The sequence below is a fragment of the Pedobacter sp. ASV1-7 genome (assembly GCF_040203335.1).
In the GTDB taxonomy this organism is placed as follows: domain Bacteria; phylum Bacteroidota; class Bacteroidia; order Sphingobacteriales; family Sphingobacteriaceae; genus Pedobacter.
Genome location: NZ_JBEHBV010000005.1, coordinates 420,801 through 441,746, shown reverse-complemented (window position 1 = coordinate 441,746; position 20,946 = coordinate 420,801). Strand labels below are relative to the sequence as shown.

General features: G+C 37.1%; 16 protein-coding genes and 1 pseudogene. 16 read left to right on the top strand and 1 reads right to left on the bottom strand.

The annotated features are described in order from the left end of the window. Positions 1-4 precede the first annotated feature (4 nt). The 3 genes from ABDJ41_RS14350 to ABDJ41_RS14340 are packed head-to-tail and all read left to right on the top strand — an operon-like array spanning position 5 to position 2,475. Entirely contained in the window at positions 5-862 is an 858-nt protein-coding gene (locus ABDJ41_RS14350; protein ID WP_349786744.1) for a fumarylacetoacetate hydrolase family protein, read from the top strand. After that, positions 849-1,679, top strand: a complete 831-nt coding sequence (locus ABDJ41_RS14345; protein ID WP_349786743.1) for an amidohydrolase family protein — start codon at positions 849-851, stop codon at positions 1,677-1,679. Before ABDJ41_RS14350 ends, ABDJ41_RS14345 begins: the two co-directional genes overlap by 14 nt. Before the next feature lie 13 nt (positions 1,680-1,692). Further along, positions 1,693-2,475: an L-fucose dehydrogenase gene (locus ABDJ41_RS14340; protein ID WP_349786742.1), complete on the top strand. Its 783-nt coding sequence runs from the start codon at positions 1,693-1,695 to the stop codon at positions 2,473-2,475. Positions 2,476-2,567: 92 nt separating this feature from the next. Here ABDJ41_RS14340 and ABDJ41_RS14335 read toward each other — a convergent pair whose 3' ends face one another. After that, positions 2,568-4,343: an aminopeptidase P family N-terminal domain-containing protein gene (locus ABDJ41_RS14335; protein ID WP_349786741.1), complete on the bottom strand. Its 1,776-nt coding sequence runs from the start codon at positions 4,341-4,343 to the stop codon at positions 2,568-2,570. A 168-nt stretch (positions 4,344-4,511) separates the two neighbouring features. Here ABDJ41_RS14335 and ABDJ41_RS14330 point away from each other — a divergent pair, with 168 nt between their 5' ends. The 13 genes and pseudogenes from ABDJ41_RS14330 to ric all read left to right on the top strand — a co-directional run bounded on the left by ABDJ41_RS14330 (position 4,512) and on the right by ric (position 20,762). After that, entirely contained in the window at positions 4,512-5,093 is a 582-nt protein-coding gene (locus ABDJ41_RS14330; RefSeq protein ID WP_349786740.1) for an RNA polymerase sigma factor, read from the top strand. Between the two features lie 102 nt (positions 5,094-5,195). Then, a complete protein-coding gene (locus ABDJ41_RS14325) occupies positions 5,196-6,197 on the top strand; it encodes a FecR family protein (RefSeq protein WP_349786739.1) in 1,002 nt (333 codons plus the stop codon). 235 nt (positions 6,198-6,432) lie between these two features. Beyond that, positions 6,433-9,666 (top strand): TonB-dependent receptor, encoded by a 3,234-nt coding sequence (locus ABDJ41_RS14320; protein WP_349786738.1) that lies wholly within the window; start codon positions 6,433-6,435, stop codon positions 9,664-9,666. An 18-nt stretch (positions 9,667-9,684) separates the two neighbouring features. Then, a complete protein-coding gene (locus tag ABDJ41_RS14315; protein WP_349786737.1) occupies positions 9,685-11,127 on the top strand; it encodes a RagB/SusD family nutrient uptake outer membrane protein in 1,443 nt (480 codons plus the stop codon). 10 nt (positions 11,128-11,137) lie between these two features. Beyond that, positions 11,138-13,042: a redoxin family protein gene (locus ABDJ41_RS14310; RefSeq protein WP_349786736.1), complete on the top strand. Its 1,905-nt coding sequence runs from the start codon at positions 11,138-11,140 to the stop codon at positions 13,040-13,042. 107 nt (positions 13,043-13,149) lie between these two features. Beyond that, positions 13,150-14,424 (top strand): nucleotide sugar dehydrogenase, encoded by a 1,275-nt coding sequence (locus tag ABDJ41_RS14305; protein ID WP_349786735.1) that lies wholly within the window; start codon positions 13,150-13,152, stop codon positions 14,422-14,424. Between the two features lie 53 nt (positions 14,425-14,477). Further along, positions 14,478-15,614: a GDP-mannose 4,6-dehydratase gene (gene gmd / locus ABDJ41_RS14300; RefSeq protein WP_349786734.1), complete on the top strand. Its 1,137-nt coding sequence runs from the start codon at positions 14,478-14,480 to the stop codon at positions 15,612-15,614. A 9-nt stretch (positions 15,615-15,623) separates the two neighbouring features. Next, positions 15,624-16,448 (top strand): formyltetrahydrofolate deformylase, encoded by an 825-nt coding sequence (gene purU / locus ABDJ41_RS14295; RefSeq protein ID WP_349786733.1) that lies wholly within the window; start codon positions 15,624-15,626, stop codon positions 16,446-16,448. A gap of 190 nt (positions 16,449-16,638) precedes the next feature. Continuing rightward, positions 16,639-17,106 carry a SusD/RagB family nutrient-binding outer membrane lipoprotein gene (locus ABDJ41_RS14290; protein WP_349786732.1) on the top strand — a complete coding sequence of 156 codons (468 nt, stop codon included), beginning with the start codon at positions 16,639-16,641 and terminating at the stop codon, positions 17,104-17,106. Positions 17,107-17,329: 223 nt separating this feature from the next. Continuing rightward, a pseudogene (locus ABDJ41_RS14285) lies at positions 17,330-17,710 on the top strand (SusD/RagB family nutrient-binding outer membrane lipoprotein); the annotation flags it as partial. Between the two features lie 143 nt (positions 17,711-17,853). Continuing rightward, positions 17,854-19,278, top strand: a complete 1,425-nt coding sequence (locus ABDJ41_RS14280; RefSeq protein ID WP_349786730.1) for a sugar MFS transporter — start codon at positions 17,854-17,856, stop codon at positions 19,276-19,278. Between the two features lie 20 nt (positions 19,279-19,298). Further along, positions 19,299-19,895, top strand: a complete 597-nt coding sequence (locus ABDJ41_RS14275) for a Crp/Fnr family transcriptional regulator (protein WP_349786729.1) — start codon at positions 19,299-19,301, stop codon at positions 19,893-19,895. A 123-nt stretch (positions 19,896-20,018) separates the two neighbouring features. Next, positions 20,019-20,762, top strand: a complete 744-nt coding sequence (ric, locus tag ABDJ41_RS14270) for an iron-sulfur cluster repair di-iron protein (protein WP_349786728.1) — start codon at positions 20,019-20,021, stop codon at positions 20,760-20,762. Positions 20,763-20,946 lie beyond the last annotated feature (184 nt).

Sequence of the window (20,946 nt, the reverse complement as noted above, 5' to 3'; positions counted from 1 at the left end):
AAAAATGAAATTAATCAGATGGGGTGCTGCCGATCAGGAGAAAATCGGTGTTATTGTAAATGATACGTGGTACGATACTTCTGCTTTTGGCGGAGATTACAACGAACAGTTTTTTAGTGATAACGGATTGGAAAGACTTGCTGAATTTGTGAAAGCTAATGAAGGCAAATTAAATGTTATTCCTGCTGGTACAAGATTAGGCTCACCTGTAGCCCGCCCTTCTAAAATCCTTTGTATTGGTTTAAATTATGCCGATCATGCAAAAGAAACAGGAGCTGCAATTCCTTCAGAGCCGATTATCTTTATGAAATCGACAACCTCTATGGTTGGCCCTTTCGATGATATCGTAATTCCTAAAAACTCTGTTAAAACAGATTGGGAAGTAGAGCTTGCAATTGTAATCGGTAAAAAAGCGTCTTATGTAGATGAAGCTGAGGCATTAGATTATGTAGCTGGTTATGTTTTACATAACGATGTGTCAGAGCGTGAATTCCAATTGGAAAGAAATGGTACTTGGGATAAAGGAAAAGGTTGTGACACATTTGCTCCGCTTGGCCCATTTTTGGCTACAAAAGAGGAAATAGCCGATGTTGATAATCTTCGCATTTGGTTGACCGTAAATGGTCAGAAGATGCAAGATGGCAATACATCAAACTTTATTTTCAATGTTCCTTTTGTGGTTGCTTATTTGAGTCAGTTCATGACTTTACTTCCGGGAGATGTGATTTCTACTGGTACACCAGCAGGTGTTGGTCTAGGTTTTAATCCGCCAATTTACCTTAAGGAAGGTGATGTTGTTGAGCTAGGTATTGATGGACTAGGTACATCAAAACAAAAGGTGAAAAACTATGTTAAAAATTGATTCCCATCAACATTTCTGGATATATGATGAGGTAAGAGATAGCTGGATTACAGATGATATGGCTGTAATTCGGGATGATTTTAACCCTGATCGTTTGCTAGCTGAGCTTCAGCAGCATAATTTTGATGGAAGTGTGGTGGTACAATCGGATCAAACTCCGGCTGAAAATATATTTCAACTTGAAAACGCTGCTAACAACGCTTTTGTAAAAGGTGTTGTTGGTTGGGTTGACCTGCAAGCTACAGATGTTGAAGAGCAGTTGTTTGAATTATCAAGCTATACTAAGCTTAAAGGGTTTCGTCATATTTTACAGGGTGAAGAAGATCGGGCATTAATGTTAAAACCAGAGTTTGTAAATGGTATCGATAAACTAAAACGATTCGGTTATACCTACGACATACTCATTTTTCCTGATCAGCTAAAATATGCAGCGGAGCTGGCCAAGATGTTCCCCGATCAGCCTTTAGTGCTTGACCATATTGCTAAACCAGATATTAAAAACGGGACTATTGATCAGTGGAAAAAAGATATCTCCGAGTTGGCACGGCATGAGAATGTTTACTGTAAAGTATCTGGGATGGTTACTGAGGCAGACTGGAAACAGTGGAAAGCGGATGACTTTAACCCCTATTTGGATGTGGTTTTTGAAACTTTTGGATTAGAAAGAATCATGTATGGATCAGACTGGCCGGTTTGTCTTGTCGCAGCTAGATATAATCAGGTGGTAGGTATTATGGAACAATATACATTGAAATTATCTTCCAATGAACAAGCCATGTTCTGGGGTGGTAATGCAACAAAATTTTACAACTTATAAAATTTCAACTGCTATGGATTTGCAATTAAAAGATAAGGTAATCATTGTTACCGGGGGGGCAAAAGGTATTGGAGAAGGCATTGTAAGGGTCTTGGCAAAAGAAGGGGCAATTCCCGTTATCTTAGGACGTAATGCACAAGATAATCAGAAATTGGCTGATGATATCATTACAGGTGGTGGAAAGGTCTTCCCTGTTGTTGCAGAGCTTACCAGGCCCAGAGATTCAGCTAAGGCAATTGAGCAGGTTCTGGAGAAATTTGGCAGGATTGATGGATTGGTAAATAATGCTGGAGTAAACGATGGTGTTGGTTTGGAAAATGGTAATTATGAGGGGTTTGTGGAGAGTTTGCATAAAAATGTAATCCATTATTATTTGATGGCACAGCAGGCTTTACCAGCTTTAAAGGCTTCAAAAGGAGCAATTGTAAACATTGGCTCCAAAGTAGCAGATACAGGGCAGGGCGGGACTTCTGCGTATGCTGCTTCTAATGGTGCAAGAAACGCTTTAACGCGAGAATGGGCATTAGAGTTATTGCCTTATGAGATTCGTGTAAATGCTGTTATTGTAGCGGAATGTTTCACGCCTTTGTATCAAACATGGGTTAATTCTCTACCAAATTCTGAAGAAACATTAGCATCCATTAAGGCCAAAATACCCTTTGGACAAAGGATGACAACGGCTGAAGAAATTGGAAATGCAACAGTATTCTTATTATCCAATGCATCCAGTCACACAACCGGACAGTTGGTTTATGTGGATGGGGGATATGTACATCTAGACAGGTCTATTAGTTAAGTACAACATTTTAGATATTAAAAAACCTGATATGTAGAGAGAATTCCATATCAGGTTTTTTTAATCGTTTAATTATGGGTATATCGAGTGGATTATATTGCCTTAGTTTCTTCTTTCAGCCAAGCTGCTTCGTCAGCATTTAATAGTGGACTAAGTTTTTCATATACTAAATTATTATAGCTGTTTAGCCAGTCAATTTGCGATTGCTCTAATAAATCTTTCTTAACAATTTTAGTGCTGATCGGGGCAATTGTTAACGCCTCAAAAGCATAGAATTCATTAAACTCATTGCTGATATCAGTAATCGTGTTTACAAGATTTTCAATACGAATACCATGTTTTCCTGGACGATAAATCCCTGGTTCAACTGAAGTAATCATGCCCAATTCAATAGCGACTGGGTTTGCAGTAGGGTTGAATACCTGAGGGCCTTCATGTACATTTAGAAAATAACCAACACCATGACCTGTTCCATGTCCATAGTTAATAGCATAATCCCAAAGTGGTTTCCTGGTAATAGCATCAATCTGATAACCACAGGTGCCTTTAGGGAAGCGCACTTTGCATCCGTCAATCATGCCTTTTAAAACCAGGGTATAGTCAGTGCATTCTTCTTCAGTGTTATTCCCCATAGGGATTGTACGGGTAATATCCGTGGTTCCATAAAAATACTGACCACCCGAATCTACCAGAAACAGGCCTTCAGCTTTTACCTCTGCATTACTTTCTTCCGAAGCGCCATAATGAGGTAAAGCACCATGTGCTTTGTAAGCGCTGATAGTATTAAAGCTATCGCCGGCAAAGCCATCTTGTGCAGCTCTGAATTTACGTAACTCAGCAGCAGCAGAAAGCTCAGTTATGGTAATCTTACCAATGTTTTCTGATAACCATTTTAAGAATTGAGTAATGGCAACGCCGTCTTTAAGCATTGCTGTACGTGTATTGGCTAGCTCAGTTTCGTTTTTTATTGCTTTTAAGTTTGTAGTCGGATTGGTGTCTTTAATGATTTTAACTGATGATGGGATTAGTTTATAGAAAGCAAAGCAGTTACGTTTTGGGTCAATAAAGATTGAACTGTTGGCGGGGATATTTGAAATAGCACTTTCAATATCTTTATATGGTAATACCTCTACTCCACTACTTAATAGATTTTCTTTTTCTGCTTCACTAAGCTTATCAATATCCATGTATAAGGTTGCGTGATCTTGATTAATCAATGCGAAACTCAATACTACAGGATTATAGCTAACATCTTTTCCGCGGATGTTAAACAACCAGGCCAGGTCATCTAGTGAAGAAATCAGGTGATGCGTTGCACCTTGTTTTTGTAAGCTTGTTCTTACCTGATTTAATTTAGACCTAACTGATTGGCCGATATGTAGCTCTTCAATCAGGAATGCTTTTTCGGAAGGTAATGCAGGACGGTTTTCCCAGATAGAACTCAAATAATCTTTACTGCTTAAGCTAATCTCTTTAACAGAAAACTGCTGAGTAAGCAGGTCGCCCAGTAAAACAGAAAGCAATTTATCATCTGCCGCAACAATACTTCCTTTGTCTAATTTTTCAACTAACCACTGAATGTATTCCGGAGCATGCTGAACCTTTTGTTTCATTAGTTCAAATCCGCTATCCTTTAGTTCATCAGCCGCTTGTTCAAAATAGCGGAAGTCGGTCCACAAGCCAGCATGGTCATGAGTAATAACTAATGTTCCTGCTGATCCTGTAAAGCCTGAAGTAAAGGGGATACACTTATAATGTTTTGGTAAATATTCACTAATATGAGGGTCTGCTGAGGGAATAATGTATGCTTGTACATTATCAGCCTTCATTTGATTGCGTATTTCTTTTAGTTTTTCCTGATAAGTCATAGTCAGTTCTTTTATGTCTGTTACAAATTTATGGAAAATATGTTTAGCCCAAAGGGATCATCTATTTGCTGCGGTTCTATATTTTAAATCCTGTTAATAATTGTGTAACTTTCGTATTAATAATCGTAAGGGTTGGGATTTAAATAAAATCTACTAGATTTGTAGAGTATGCGATTGTCCATCAATAGGGAAATAGAATTATTAGAAAAACTTAAATTACAAGATCCAAAAGCATTTTCGCAGTTGTATACCTTGTATGTTAAGAAAATCTATGCCTATGCATTGGGAATTTTAAAATCCCCATCCCTTGCCGAAGATGTTACACAGGATACCTTTGTGAAGTTGTGGGAACATGCTTTATCAATCAAATCAGATCGTTCAATTCAGCCATTTCTTTTTACCATTGTTAGAAACCTTTCCTTGAATGTAATTAAACAAGCTTCTAAGCAAGCTTTTATCTCCGATGAAATGTTCTCACACGTGGAGTCTCAGCAAGAGGATGGTTTGCAGTATACAGAACGGAAGCAAACTGGAGAGATCATTGGAAAGGCAGTTGATCAGCTTCCTCCACAGCGTAGAATCATTTACGATCTTTGTCGTAATTATGGTTATTCCTATAAGCAGACTGCCGATAAACTTGGGATAAAGGATAGTACCGTAAACAGTCAGATGGTTAAGGCACTTAAGACCATTAAAGATTTTATGGTACGTAATGGAGCTTTATTATTGATCTTGTTCTACACTAAATAAAAAATATTTTCAATCAGAGTAAATGTACTCCTTCGGTTATTTGTAATATATAGGTCTGTTCGATATCGGTTTCAAACAGATGTAATAAAAACAGATAACAAATTGGAAAACCCCATCAAGCAATTATTTGTAAAATTCATTCTTAATCACTGTAGTCCACAGGAAATTGCAGAGGTTAAGGAAATGGTAAGTTCTGGAGGCTATGAGCAGGAGTGGCTCGAGGCGATGGAAGAGACAGAAAAGGAATTTTCTAATGCTGATCATCTGTCATTGATCATAAATGAGCAGAGAATCTTTGATAAGGTAAACACTACTATTGGCACAAAAAGACCTCTTTTAAATACGAAACGTATTTGGTTTGCTGCTGCGGCTTTAGTCTTACTTGCCATGAGCATTGGCTTGTTACTTATAAAGCCTGAGGTTGATTCTCAAAAAATAGCCGAAGTAAGAAAGGGAAAATCTGTAGAACCAAAAGACACCACTCATAAATGGGTGAAATTACCTGATGGTAGTTCAGTTCAATTAAATGTAGATAGTTATTTGGAGTATCCGGAATCTTTTGGCGGAAAAGCACTTAGAGAAGTCCGTTTGACTGGAGAGGCTTATTTTGACATTAAGCATGATGCAAAACATCCTTTTGTTATTTATACAGGTAAAATAAAAACTACGGTACTTGGTACAGCCTTCAACATCAATGCATATCATGTTAATGAATCAGTAACTGTAACAGTAACCAGAGGTAAAGTTAAAGTTGAAGACGAAAAGAAGGTCCTTGCTGTATTAACGCCAGATCAACAATTGGCATGGAATATTAAACTTCCGGAACCTACAAAAATAAATGTGAAAGCGGAGACCGTAGTGGAATGGAAAAAACATGACCTGATTATGGATGATGTGAGTATGGAAAGTGCTGCACAAATGATAGCAGAGCGTTATGGCGTAAAAATCCAGTTCAAGAATGAAAAAGTTAAAAACTGCAGATTTACAGCAGCTTTTCTGAACCGAAATGATATCAATCAGGTACTGAGTGTAGTAGGAGATATTACAGGTTCAACGCTGACTTTAAAAGATAATCTGGTCACTATTGATGGTCCGGGATGTTAATCAATAAACTAAACTAAACAACCATAAATGAAGAACAAAGCATCACCATAAAAGCATTCATGCTTCAGACTATTAAAAGCAAACCCCGGCTGCAACCGGAGTTTGCAAGTGGTCTTAAATTTTCCTATCAGTTCAAACTAAAACCAACGCAATGTATTACAATTCTACTCGTTTTGCAAGCCGGTGTGTTCCGGCATTTTACGCTCCTTTTAATATTAAAAAATTAAAGTTTTTTATGAAAGTGAATGCGATCCTCTTATTGATCACCTTATTTACAGTTAGCAGCTTAACCGCATCGCCGGGTTCCGCTCAGACACTTTCCGATGTGAATGTCTCTGTTGATATCAACAATGGAACACTTCGCTCTGCTTTTTCTCAGATTGAAAAGCAAACAGATTTTAGGTTTGCTTATAGAAATGAGCTGATTGCTAAATTTAAAAGTCTAAACATTAGCGGAGATAACCGTTCTGTAAAAAGTACGCTGGAGGAGCTGCTGAAGGGGACAGGTCTGAGTTTTAAGCAACTTAATAACAGCATTATTATTTTCAAGGAAACAAAGGAGTCACAATATACCACAAATCAGGATTTATATATCACTGGAGTGGTAACTGACGAAAATAGACTACCTATGCCAGGGGTATCTGTAAAAATAAAGGGAACAACTAAAGGGGTTACAACAAATAATGAGGGTAAGTTCAATATCCAGGTATCTAATGAAAATGATATGCTAGTTTTCTCTTATATCGGTTACGTTACAACTGAAGCATCTGTAAAAAGTGGGCGTGTTATTAACATTTCATTAAAGCCAGATATAGGTACATTGGATGATGTTGTGGTTATTGGCTATGGAACAACGACTAAAAGATTAAATACAGGCTCAGTATCCTCAATTACAGCAAAGGATATTGCGAATCAGCCAATTTCTAATCCGATTGCAGCATTACAAGGCCGGGTGGCAGGTTTGGATATTTCAGGAACTACTGGTTTACCGGGGTCGTCATATAATGTACGTTTAAGAGGTACAAATTCAATTCTTGGAGGAAATGATCCTCTATATATTGTCGATGGAATTCCTTTTATCTCTGAATCAATAGATCAGTTTAGGGGAGCAAATGGTAATAACAGCCCTTTAAATAGTATTAACCCTGCTGATATAGAAAGGATAGATATCTTGAAGGATGCAGATGCTACAGCGATTTATGGATCAAGAGGGGCAAATGGAGTTATCCTGATCACTACAAAAAAAGCTAAAAGTGGTAAAACAGCTGTTGATGCGAAGGTCTCTAGTGGCGCTGCTTTTGTGAGCCACCAGGTTGAAATGCTGAATACTCAGCAATATCTGGCTTTGCGTAAAGAAGCACTTGCAAATGACGGTGGCTCAGTTGCTGATGAAACGATACCTGATTTGAAAGCCTGGGATCAGAATCTTGATAACAATTGGCAGGATAAACTAATGGGGCGTACAGCTAAATTTACAGAAGCACAGCTTTCTTTGTCAGGTGGATCTGAATTAACTAATTTTTTGGTTAGTGGAACCTACCGTCGTGAAGGGAATGTAACTCCGGGTGATCAGAATTACCAACGTGGTGCCATTAATATGGGAATGAATCATAAATCTGCAGATAAGAAGTTTGATTTGAGCGCTTCGTTAAAATATACAGCAGATATGAATAAATCCTTTGTGACCGATCTGACTCAATATTATAATCTTTCACCTAATTTCCCGATTTATCAGCCTGATGGAAAATATTTTTGGTTTAGCACGGCGCAGAATCCAATAGCACTTTTTGAAAGGGATTATGAGTCACAGACCAATAATATGTTTGGAAATGTATTGGCTAAATATAAGATTCTTGATGGTTTAAGTGCTCAGGTAAGTTTAGGCTATAACAGAATGACTTTAAAACAGACGCAAAGTATTCCTGAAATCTCTTCCAATCCTATAAATTATACAAATAGCGAAGCCTATTATGGAAATAGTGAACTCAATTCCTATATTGTTGAACCTCAGTTGGATTATGTTCGTAAGATTGGAAAGGGGACATTAAATGTATTATTGGGTGGAACCTTTCAATCTAGTACTAAAGAGGGATCTAATCTGTTGGGCTCAAACTATCCTAGTGATGAGCAGTTAAAAAATCCTAATGCTGCCGAAGAACTAATCTCCAGAGGTTACAATTATAGCAACTATAAGTATATCTCTGTATTTGGACGTGCTACTTATAATCTGGATGAAAAATATATTGTTAACGGAACCTTCAGAACTGATGGATCTTCTCGCTTTGGCCCAGATTATAGATTTGGAACTTTTGGAGCTGTTGGAGCAGCATGGTTATTTGCTAATGAATCATTCATTAAAGATAATATTGGTTTTTTGAGTTACGGTAAATTAAGGGCTAGTTATGGTACTGTTGGAAATGATCAGATTGGAGATTATGAGTACTATGATGGTTGGGAACCTTCAAGCTTCCCTTATGCGGGCTATCCAACACTTAGTCCTAGCCGCTTTTCAATCCCTACATATCATTGGGAAGTAACCCGTAAGTTTGAAGTAGGATTAGAATTGGGTGTTTTAAAGGATAGAATTTTAATGACAGTTGCATATTATCGTAATAAATCAGGTAATATGTTGATACGATACCCTCTTTCTTCTCAATCTGGATTCCCGGAATATACCTCTAATTTGCCTGCTGAGTTGGAAAATAAAGGCTTCGAATTAGAATTGAATACGGTTAATATTAATAATAAGGATTTTAAATGGAATACTTCATTTAACATCACATTTGCTAAAAATAAACTTCTAAAATATCCAGGATTAGAATTAACATCATTTTCTAGTCAATACTTTATAGGTCAGCCTATTAATGTTACTACGGGTTATATCTCTGAAGGAATTGATCCGGAGACAGGATTGGCAAAAATTAAAGATTTGAATGGTGATGAGGATATTGATGATATTAGTGACTTTACTTTCCTTGGAACCACTACCCCTAAATTTTACGGAGGGATTTCAAATACCATTAGCTACAAAAATTGGAGTCTTGATTTCTTTTTTCAATTTGTAAAGCAAGAAGGGCCTACATTAAACTATGGCTATCTATCATCACCTTATGGATTTGCGGTGAATAAGGATATAAGTGCACTTAATAGGTGGACGCCCGAAAACAAGTATACCGAAATTCCAAAAGCGACAGCAAGCGCTAGTAGTGATGCTTATACCTCTTATAGTCAATGGAGATTATCAAGTGCCAATTGGAAGGATGCTTCTTATATACGATTAAAAAATTTGGCATTGCGTTACAATCTGCAGTCGCTTGCTAAGCGATTGAATGTAGGGAATCTGCAAATTTTTGCTCAGGGACAGAATCTATTTACAATAACTAATTATGATGGTTTTGATCCGGAAACAAAAGGCTTGGTTATGCCTCCTTTAACAGTTTACACTGCGGGGTTACAGTTATCTTTTTAATATTTTAATTCTAAAAAAATGAAATCAAACATATATATAGTCCTGGTTACTTTACTAAGTCTAACCTTGTCTTGCAAAAATTATGTGGAAATCGATCCGCCTAGGACAGAACTTTCATCAGAAAGCTTATTTGTTAATGATAAAACTGCTATTTCAGCAATGGTAGGTATTTATTCTGACATGAACTCTTATAACTATTTCTATGCTAATTTAATTACCATGTTTATGGGAGGGATGTGTTCAGATGAGTTTACATATGCCCTAACTTCAACTGCCGAGTTTGAAGAGTTTAAAAATAATAATGTGTTGCCAACTAATCGTTTTGTTGATCAGCTATGGTCCGAACCTTATACTTATAATTATAGAGCAAATGCTGTTATTGAGGGAGTAACTGCATCGAGGACGCTCAGCCCCGAAGTGAAGAATCAATTGCTGGGCGAAGCCAAGTTTATGCGAGCATTCTTCCATTTCTATCTTGTAAATACTTTTGGTGATGTTCCACTAATTTTGGATACTGATGTATTGAAAAACACAAATTTGCCTAGGACACCTGCAGCAGATGTTTACAAAGCGATTATTGCAGATCTGATTGATGCTAAGAGTTTACTAGATATCAATTATCCAGTAAATGGAGAAAGAACAAGACCAACTAAAGGAGCCGCTACTTTATTACTTGCACGTGCCTATTTGTATACTGGTAACAATGTGCAAGCAGAGATAGAAGCATCTGAGGTGATCAATAATCCCAATTATCAATTGCTACAGGGAGCAGATATGAATAAATCATTTTTGGCCAATAGTCGAGAAGCAATTTGGCAATTGCAGGTTGTAAATACTGGGGGAGGTAGAAATACCTGGGAAGGTTTTACAATGACTCCTGCTAGTATGACAGCTCCAGTAGCTTATTATCGTTTAACAAAAGGTGCTGGAGGCTTGGTTGATGCATTCGAACCTGGGGATCTACGTAAAGCATATTGGACAGGAGCTTACACAACTACAGCTACTCCACCATTAACTCATACTTACCCTTATAAATATAAAATACGGACCACTACAGGTGGTGTAACTGAATATTCTATGGTGATGAGATATGCCGAAGCTTACCTGATTCGTGCAGAAGCAAGAATTCAGCAAAGTAAATTCGGCCTGGGTAAAGATGATTTGGATGTGATAAGAAGCCGTGCTGGTTTTATCACCCCACTTCCTTCGTTTACAACCATTCCTGCAGGAATGCTTAAAGTTGAGCAAGAGCGTAGAGTGGAGTTATTTACAGAATGGGGACATCGTTGGTATGACCTTAAAAGATGGAAAAGTGTAACAGGAGATCTAACAAAAACGCGTGCTGATGATGTGTTGTCATTAACTAAACCTTCTTGGAAATCTACTGCTATTTTGATGCCAATACCATCAGAAGCCAGAAAAACCAATAGTAGTTTAACTCCAAATCCAGGCTACAATTAACTTAGAACAGATGTTTAAAAATATAGCTTTCAGCTGCCTGCTTTTACTTGCATTTATGCAAGTAAAAGCCCAGGTGCTGCAAATTACCCCAGAACACCCACAACGTGGAGAAAAGGTCACCATAACTTATCATCCTGATGCTGCCGGCGCGATGATAGGAAAGGATGCTAAAAGTGTAATCATTAATTTTACCTATTCAACTTTTTATGATCAACCCTGGAAATTGCCTATGACAAAACAGGGAAATGATTGGGTTGCTTCTTTTGTTTTACAGCGTTATGCAACATTTGCTTCTTTCTATCTTCAAAGTGGGGAAATTATCCAGAAGCCAGCAGCGGACCAGCATTATTCTTTAGCGGTTTATGATGGTAACAAGCGGGTTAGGGATGGCTTTTTACATGAGTCCTATAGTTTAGGAGCTCAGATGCCCAAATCGCCTAAAATACCTGGACTGCAATTGACACTCCTGAAAAAAGAACTGGCTAATTATCCCGACAATTATGAGGCAAAAGTAAGGGTGCAAAGTGTACTCATGACAATGGCAAAAACACCTGAAGAAAAGCTAAAACACAGAGTTGAAGCCCGTAAAATCATAGCTGCAAAATTTGAAGAAAACCCGACGTTCGGAGGAAACCTCAACAAAGTAACTATGGGGTACTTAATAATTGGAGAAAATTCAAGAGTTGATTCAATCCGCAAGGTTGTTTCTAAACGCTTCCCAAAATCTGATTTGGCTAAAGACTATCAGATCTCGGCTATTTCTAAAGAAAAGGATGAAGTCAAGAAAGTAGCGCAGCTTGAAGCATTATTAAAAGAAGACAAGGAAACTGGCGAAAACTCAACCGATATACACAGGATTTTATTTGAACATTATGCGGAAAAGAAAAATGAAGCAAAAGCAATTTTTCACGCCCGTAAAAGTCTGGGTAAAGAAAGTCCTTATACTCCGGAAATACTCAAAAATATTGCCGCAACGTTAACGAAACAAAGAATGTCTCCTGATACAGCATTGGCTTATGCTAATGCTTCTTTAAAAATTGTAGATCATTGGCCAGTAGGTGTTATTAGGTATTTCCCTGAATATGGCTACATTTTGCCGTATGTGGCCGATAGTGCAAAGATGAAAGCGGTTAAAGAAGCAAAAGCAGAATTATATGCAATTATGGGGCTCAATAATTTTTTTAAGGGTAAAAAAGAGCAGGCATTAAATTACGCAGTTAAAGCAGAAAATACAGCTGAGAATCAAGAGATATTGATGAATGTTGCTTTACTTTATGAACTGGCAGGGATGCCTGATAAAGCTTTTGAGGCTGATTGGAAAGTCTTGCTGCAAAATCCTTCTGACACTGCAGCACTAAAATCAGCCAAAACTAACTTTTTAAAATTCAACCCTTCTGAGGCCGAATTTAATAAAAGAGTTAAAAAGCTGGAAGAGTTGAAAATGGCTCAGCTTAAAGTTTCTCTTAAAAAACAACTCATGCATAAGCCCGGGCCTGTGTTAAATCAGTTAACCGATCTAAAAGGGAAAGCAGTGACAGCAGAAATGATGAAAGGTAAAATCGTTATTCTTGATTTCTGGGCCACCTGGTGTGTGCCTTGTATGCAGGAAATGCCTTATTTGCAAAAAGTATATGACAAGTATAAAAATAATCCAAAAGTAATGTTTATGGTTGTGAACAGTGGTGCGCGAAATACCATTAAAGATGCCATTGCCTGGGGAGCTAAAAACCCTCAATATACTTTTCCACTTTACTTTAACAATGATCCTGATATAGGAGAGAAAGTCGGTTTCACACTAATCCCTACAATAGCCCTGATTGATCAAAAAGGACTGATGCAATTCAGGACAATAGGTTTTGAAGGGGCAGAGTTAGAACATAAACTCGCTGCCCAGATTGATATTCTATTAGAATAGTTAAACAAATGTATAATGATAAATGCCTTTGAGACTTCCTCAAAGGCATTTTTTTTGTCATAAAAAGCCACCTGTACCGAATTAAATTATTTCGTAAGTTTGCAGCCATGTCAGCAGCAAAAAAGCCACACATTGCAATCATCGGTTTAGGTTACGTCGGATTACCATTAGCTATCGAATTTGCTAAACAATATCAGGTTCTTGGTTTTGATATCAATGAAACAAGAATAAATGAACTTTCTAAAAATGAGGACATCACAAAGGAAGCTGACTTAAATGCTCTACAGGGCGTACTCGGCAAGGGACTTGCGCTTTCCGCTGAGATAGAATCTTTAAAAGATTGTAACGTTTTTATTGTAACGGTCCCAACGCCAATAGACGAGTTTAAAGCACCTGATCTGAGACCACTTTTGGGTGCAACAAAAATGATTGCACCATTCTTATCGAAAGGTGATATTGTAATATATGAATCAACCGTATATCCAGGTTGTACCGAAGAAGATTGTGTGCCTGTTTTAGAGAAATACTCAGGATTAAAGTATAATGAAGATTTTTACTGTGGATACTCTCCAGAAAGGATCAATCCTGGGGATAAAGTAAATACATTAACAAAAATCATGAAGGTTACTTCTGGCTCAACACCTGAAGTGGCAGATTGGATTGATGCCCTATATTCTAGTATCATCACAGCTGGAACACATAAAGCGCCTAGCATAAAAGTTGCAGAGGCATCAAAAGCAATAGAAAATGCGCAACGAGATGTAAACATTTCTTTTGTAAATGAGTTGGCTTTGATTTTCGATAAAATGGAAATCGACACTTCAGATGTAATTGCTGCTGCCGGAACTAAATGGAACTTTTTAAAATATAAACCGGGATTAGTAGGAGGGCATTGTATTGGTGTTGATCCTTATTATCTGGCTCATAAATCTAATGCATTAGGCTATTCTCCACAGGTCATCTTATCTGGAAGGATAGTAAATGAAAATATGGGTATTTTTGTTGCTAGCAAGGTAATAAAAATGTTAATTGCAAAGGGCTCTATGATTAAAGACCAGAAAGCATTGATATTAGGAGTAGCTTTTAAGGAAAACTGTCCAGATATAAGAAATACAAAGGTTGTAGATATATATAAAGAACTTCGCCAATATGGGATGGATGTAGATGTTTATGATCCATGGGCTATAGCTAGTGAGGTTAAAGAAGAGTATGGTATTACTTTAGAGGAGACTCTTGAAGATATCGATTACAAGGCAATTATCATCGCTGTAGCACATGATGAATTCTTGAATTTGAATTATGCAAAGTATAAAGAAAGGGGCGCGATTATCTTTGATACTAAATCATTTATAGATCGCAGGTTTGCTGATGCACGGCTCTAGAAAAAATAAATAATTCCGTATGTTTACGGCAACAATTTAAAAATATAATATTGATGAAGGTAGCTTTAATAACAGGTGTTACAGGACAAGATGGGGCATATTTAGCAGAGTTTTTACTTAAAAAAGGATATTTTGTACATGGTTTAAAAAGAAGAGCTTCATCATTCAATACTGATAGGATAGATCATTTGTATCAAGATCAGCATGAAAATGGTGTCAACTTCAAATTACACTATGGAGATCTTACTGATTCAACCAATCTAATCCGCATTATCCAGGAAACTCAGCCCGACGAGATTTATAACCTTGCGGCAATGAGCCACGTGCATGTAAGTTTCGAAATGCCAGAATACACTGCAAATGCAGATGGTATTGGTACTTTAAGGCTGTTGGAAGCCATCCGCATATTGGGAATGGAGAAAAAGACTAAAATCTATCAGGCTTCAACTTCAGAATTGTATGGGTTGGTACAAGCTGTTCCACAAAGTGAAACAACTCCTTTCTATCCCCGTTCTCCTTATGCTGCAGCTAAAATGTATGCTTACTGGATTACTGTTAACTATAGAGAGGCTTATAAAATGTATGCTTGTAACGGAATATTGTTTAACCACGAAAGTCCGCTTAGAGGAGAAACATTCGTAACCCGTAAAATTACACGAGCAGCTTGTAAAATAGCGCTTGGATTGCAAAACTGTCTATATTTAGGTAACCTTTCTGCACAAAGAGATTGGGGACATGCTAAAGACTACATCGAAGCAATGTGGTTAATTCTACAGCAGGAACAAGCCGAAGATTATGTAATTGCAACAGGTGTAACCACAACAGTAAGGGACTTTGTGAAAATGAGTTTCGCAGAATTGGGAATTGAAGTTGAGTTTAGTGGAAAAGATGAGCATGAGCGTGGTGTTATCATCGATGTAGATCAGGAAATGGTTGCCAGGCTTGGTCTTAACGATACTTACCTGAAACCTGGAACTGTAGTAGTACAGGTTGATGAAAAGTATTTCCGCCCTACAGAAGTAGACTTATTGTTGGGTGATCCTACAAAAGCTAAAACAAAATTAGGCTGGAAACCAAAATATGATCTTCCATTATTGGTTCAGGATATGATTCAGTCAGATTTACACCTAATGAAGAAGGATGAATACCTGAAAGAAGGAGGTTTTCAAACCCTGAACTATTTTGAATAGGAAGCAGTTATGATCGTTATCATTCAATGTAAAGACCGTGTTGGTCTGGTCGCCGATATTTCAAGAATCTTATCAAAAGCACAATTGAACATTATTTCCATGCGTGAGCATGTGGATAAAGTGGAAAGCAGTTTCTTTATGCGTCTGGAAGTGGATGGGACAGCAAAAGAGTTGGAGTTGAAAGAACAGATGGAACAGATCTTACCAGAGGGGGCAATTATACATGTTAATCCGGTTCCTGATAAGAAGATCGTGGTAATGGTTACAAAAGAATACCATTGTCTGGCAGATATATTGGTGCGCAATAACTTTGGAACACTTGGTGCAACTGTACTTTGTGTAATTGGTAACCATTCGATCCTGCAACAGATTTGCGATCGATTTGATATCCCGTTCTTTTTGATTCCTTATCATGATGATAAAGAAGTGTCTGAGCAGGAAATCATCCGCAAAATTAATTCTTATAATCCTGATTATGTTGTTCTCGCTAAATTTATGAGGATTTTATCTCCGGCTTTTGTAAAGAACTTTTCTAACAGAATCATAAATATTCACCATTCATTTTTACCCGCATTTGCAGGTGCCAGTCCCTATAAGCAAGCATTTGAAAGAGGAGTGAAACTCATTGGGGCAACAGCCCACTTTGTAACAGATGATTTGGATGAAGGGCCAATTATCGCGCAGCAGATTATTCCTGTAAATCACTCTTATACAGCTGCTGATATGGTGAAATCAGGAAAGGAAATTGAAACAGCTGTGCTTGCCAAAGCATTGCGATTGGTGTTTAATGATCGGGTCTTTGTTTATAAAAACAAAACGGTTGTCTTCGAGTAACTGTTTTTACAATAATTATTTTCTGCTTTAAATTTCTTTAACTGAATGACTTTATATGTCCGTTTGCCTTGCAAATGGACATTTTTATTTTTTCATTCTACTCTAATTCTTTATAAACTTTTTAATACTTAATAAATTATTTAAAAAGATTTGAAAAGTATTGTTTTAAATTATTAAGCTTGTTGTAGCAATGGATCAATTTACTACTCGACTAGCTATCTATGATCTTGCCGGAAATATTGTTTATCCAGTTAAGTCACTTGAATTGGTACTTCCCGGAGATACTCAGGTGGGGGAAGAGCGGATTGCAGGTGGAAAACCTGAACCACATATAAATAACATGATTCAGGTAGCAAGGATCTGGAGGGCATACTTGTTGAGTGAGATGTCTGATAACTTCGGCTCTATTCCTATTAAAGGTTTTCAGGGAGTGAATCCTGATTTTACGGATGTTAAAACTGTGTACTATTACATTTTAGCTGAATTAACAGATGCTGCATCTAAGCTGTATGTTTCAGTTACCAGATCTGACGCGTTGAAAAAACTTGATCCTGCTTATGAGTATGATTTTGCAAAATGGAGAAAGTATGCTAATTCTATGCGTTTAAGATATGCAATGAGGTTATCTGAAGTAGATTCAGCATACCAGGAGATATAACTAATATCAATTATCCGAAACAGAATGGAGATTATGATATCCTTACTACACGGAATTTAAAAAATTCTACTGGTGGAACAGTAAAAGCTGTTGATGCAAAATATACATGGAATGCCAAAACGGATGGGGCATGGGGCAGTAAAGATCCAATGAATGAATTGGTTAATTATGGAGGTACAATGCCGCGTATTAATAATCAGTTTAGAACAAGTACTCAAAACGTCTTTTCTTTGGTGCTTGGGAAACCTATTTCCTGCTTGCAGAGGGGGCTGTGCGTAGCTGGACTTCTCCTGTAACAGCACAGGTAGCTTATGAAACTGGAATTACAAAGAGTTTTGAATATTGGAAAGTCTCATTGGGCTCGTATCTGACTTCACAAGATTACAATAGAGTAGGTACTTCAGTGAGCTGGACACATACTCCTGAACCTACATCGCGTGTCATGAAGTTTGAAGATGGAATGACAGGAACACCTGGTACTGTAACTTTAAGTTATCCGAAGAATGATCTTTTAACCAAGATCATTACTCAGAAATTTATTGCTCAAACACCATGGCAAGGAATAATAATCCAGCTGGTTATGGACAAGCAGTTGGTGCTTTAAATGGTCTTGATGAAGTTCTGACTCCTCTCTGGTGGGCAGGGATGTCCTAATAGGCATCCCTGTTGCAATTAATTACTATCTTCACGCTGTGAATTTTAATGGAAAACCATTGAATTCTTAAATCCTGATTAAAATATAAAACGATGCAGATAGCAAAGAAAGAAAATTTACGCCCAGAAACAAGCTATACTACACCTCTCATTTCCTTAACTTTCCTTTTCTTTATGTGGGGCTTTATAACCTGCATGAATGATATCCTGATCCCACATTTAAAGGAATTGTTTGTATTGAATTACCTGGAAGCAATGTTGGTGCAATTTTGCTTTTTCAGTGCCTATTTTATTGGTTCATTGATCTATTTCCTCATATCTTATTTTAAAGGAGATCCGATTAATAAAATCGGTTATAAGAACGGTTTGTTGCTCGGACTGATCATCTCAGCCTTAGGTTGTCTGATGTTCTACCCAGCAGCTACAATGTCTGTTTATGGATTGTTCCTCGCTGCCTTTTTTATCCTGGGACTTGGATTTACGCTATTACAGATCTCAGCGAATCCATATGTTTCTCTATTGGGAAAAGAAAGTACAGCATCTGGGAGGTTGAATCTGGTACAAGCTTTTAACTCATTCGGAACTACCATCGCTCCTATTCTTGGAGGTTACCTTATCTTCCACTTCTTCGCCTCAAATGGACATTTATCGGCTCAGGCTACAAAAATGCCATATCTGATATTTGCAGGTATCTTTTTGTTGCTTACCCTTTTCATTTATAAAGTGAAATTGCCTGATTTTAAGAATGAAGATTCAGAAATGGATGGGCTTGGTGCATTGCGCTTTCCACAGCTTAAAGGAGGGATATTCGCAATCTTCTTTTATGTAGGTGCAGAAGTTACTATAGGAAGCTTTATGATCAGCTTCCTGGAGCATGGGGATGTGATGGGTTTAAAAGAAACAGTAGCCAAAAATTACCTGTCCTTATATTGGGGAGGTGCAATGATCGGTAGATTCCTTGGAGCAATCAGTATGAATGATGTACTGAGAAATGGCAAAAAAATGTTGTACATGGTGTTGGTGTGTGTCGGTTTATTCGGACTGCTTTATGCTATTGTAGACCTTAATTTTGAACAAATGCAATGGTTTATCATATTTATTGTGATTAACCTTGTAGGTTTTAGTATTGGTAAATCTACTCCTGCATTAATGTTATCTGTATTTGCATCAATCAGTATCGTGTTATTACTTGTGACTGTATTTACTGGCGGAGCCCTTGCAATGTGGTGCCTGTTAGGTATTGGCTTGTTCAATTCAATTATGTGGTCTAATATTTTCACACTTTCTATCTTCGGATTAGGCGAGTATAAGAGTCAGGGCTCTTCATTGTTGGTTATGGCTATATTGGGTGGTGCAGTAATTCCATTAGTACAAGGTAGCATAGCTGATGCTGTTGGTATCCAGTATTCATTCCTTTTGCCAGCCGTATGCTATGTTTATGTAGCCTGGTTCGGATTGTTCTGTTTAAAGAAGTTTAAAGCTGTTAGCCTTGAAAAATCTGTAAGAGGAGGTCATTAAAAAACACTATATTAACTGATATGGTTGATGAAAGCCTTTTGATTCAGTTTGGTGCCAGAATTGTTAGCTTTGACAAAGGGGAAATCTTATTTAATCAAGGTGATACACCACGTTATTACTTCCAGATTCTCAGTGGTGAAGTGAAAATGAACAACTTTAATGATGAAGGAAAGGAGTTTGTTCAAGGTTTTTTTACAACAGGAGACAGTTTTGGTGAACCACCTCTTTTTCTGAAAGATACTTACCCCGCAAATGCAGAAGCCATTGTAAGTTCAAAGGTTTATCTTTTGTCAAGAGATAAATTTATGGATTTACTAATGGCTAATCCGTATATTCATTTAAGTATGACCACTAACCTGGCCCGTAGACTTTATTATAAATCTATAATGGCATCAGAAATTTCTTCTCAGGAACCTGAACATCGTATTTTAAAGCTTATCGATTATTTTAAAACTAAAATCAGTAAAACACCTGTTAGTGCTAAATATAAAGTGGAAATCACCAGACAACAGATAGCTGATCTAACGGGACTAAGGGTTGAAACCGTTATTCGTGCTATAAAAGCATTAGAAAAGAAAGGCGAATTGTCTATAAATAATCGCAAAGTTTACAGATAATCTAATAGATAAAGGTCTTCTCTATAATTCTTTTTCTTTATGATCACAGTCATAAAAAATAGATTTACAGTCCAATAACTTTGATGTTAATTAACAGATCAATTGTCATTAAAATAATTAGCAATGGATAATTTAGTAAATATCAAAGAAGAAACTATTGGTGAAATCGTAACCAGAGACTATAGAAAAGCTCAGGTCTTTAAAGATTTTGGCATCGACTTTTGTTGTGGTGGTAAAAAGACCATCACTGAAGTTTGTGAAAGTAAAGGGATAGATGCAGCAGAACTTAATAATGCACTTGAAAAAGTAACGGATGAGGTAGACACTATTGGGAATGATTATCAAAAATGGGATATTGGCTTTTTGACAGATTATATCATCAATACCCATCACCAGTATGTAAAAGATAATACTCAGTTTATAATAGAACTAGCCAATAAAGTGGCAAAAGTTCATGGTAATCAACACCCTGAACTCGTTAGAGTAGCACAAATCTTTACACAAGTAGCAATGGAGCTGATCTCTCATCTGAATAAAGAAGAAAAAATGCTTTTCCCATTTATAAAGGAACTTTCAGTTGTTCAGCATAATGGTGGAAGTGTACCTGAAAGCGCTTTTGGAAAAGTTTCTAATCCAATACGAATGATGGAGTCGGAGCATGAAGAAGCTGGGGAAGCATTGCAGACAATTCGTGAAATTACAGGTAATTTCACTTTACCGGCAGATGCCTGTAATTCTTACACTATACTTTATAAAAAGTTAGACGAATATGAGAATGATCTGCATAAACATGTACACCTCGAAAATAACATCTTGTTTCCTAAATCCATTTTAGTAGAACAGGGACTCCAAATGTCTAAGAGTTAATTTTCTATACTTCTAAACCTTAAAAAAAAATAATAGAAGTGCTGTAAATACAGCTCAATTGCAAGTGATTGTAATTGAGCTTTTTTGCGGATAATTTGTTGCTGTAAAATTAATTATTTTGATACGATCAGTTTTTTTAATAATTTCGGGTACGTACCCAAAACTAGTCGCGACCTATTTAAGC

Coding starts and splice junctions, on each gene's coding strand:
- ABDJ41_RS14350 (WP_349786744.1), top strand. CDS start 5: ATGAAATTAATCAGATGGGGTGCTGCCGATCAGGAGAAAATCGGTGTT.
- ABDJ41_RS14345 (WP_349786743.1), top strand. CDS start 849: ATGTTAAAAATTGATTCCCATCAACATTTCTGGATATATGATGAGGTA.
- ABDJ41_RS14340 (WP_349786742.1), top strand. CDS start 1,693: ATGGATTTGCAATTAAAAGATAAGGTAATCATTGTTACCGGGGGGGCA.
- ABDJ41_RS14335 (WP_349786741.1), bottom strand. CDS start 4,343: ATGACTTATCAGGAAAAACTAAAAGAAATACGCAATCAAATGAAGGCT.
- ABDJ41_RS14330 (WP_349786740.1), top strand. CDS start 4,512: ATGCGATTGTCCATCAATAGGGAAATAGAATTATTAGAAAAACTTAAA.
- ABDJ41_RS14320 (WP_349786738.1), top strand. CDS start 6,433: ATGAAAGTGAATGCGATCCTCTTATTGATCACCTTATTTACAGTTAGC.
- ABDJ41_RS14315 (WP_349786737.1), top strand. CDS start 9,685: ATGAAATCAAACATATATATAGTCCTGGTTACTTTACTAAGTCTAACC.
- ABDJ41_RS14310 (WP_349786736.1), top strand. CDS start 11,138: ATGTTTAAAAATATAGCTTTCAGCTGCCTGCTTTTACTTGCATTTATG.
- ABDJ41_RS14305 (WP_349786735.1), top strand. CDS start 13,150: ATGTCAGCAGCAAAAAAGCCACACATTGCAATCATCGGTTTAGGTTAC.
- gmd (WP_349786734.1), top strand. CDS start 14,478: ATGAAGGTAGCTTTAATAACAGGTGTTACAGGACAAGATGGGGCATAT.
- purU (WP_349786733.1), top strand. CDS start 15,624: ATGATCGTTATCATTCAATGTAAAGACCGTGTTGGTCTGGTCGCCGAT.
- ABDJ41_RS14290 (WP_349786732.1), top strand. CDS start 16,639: ATGGATCAATTTACTACTCGACTAGCTATCTATGATCTTGCCGGAAAT.
- ABDJ41_RS14280 (WP_349786730.1), top strand. CDS start 17,854: ATGCAGATAGCAAAGAAAGAAAATTTACGCCCAGAAACAAGCTATACT.
- ABDJ41_RS14275 (WP_349786729.1), top strand. CDS start 19,299: ATGGTTGATGAAAGCCTTTTGATTCAGTTTGGTGCCAGAATTGTTAGC.
- ric (WP_349786728.1), top strand. CDS start 20,019: ATGGATAATTTAGTAAATATCAAAGAAGAAACTATTGGTGAAATCGTA.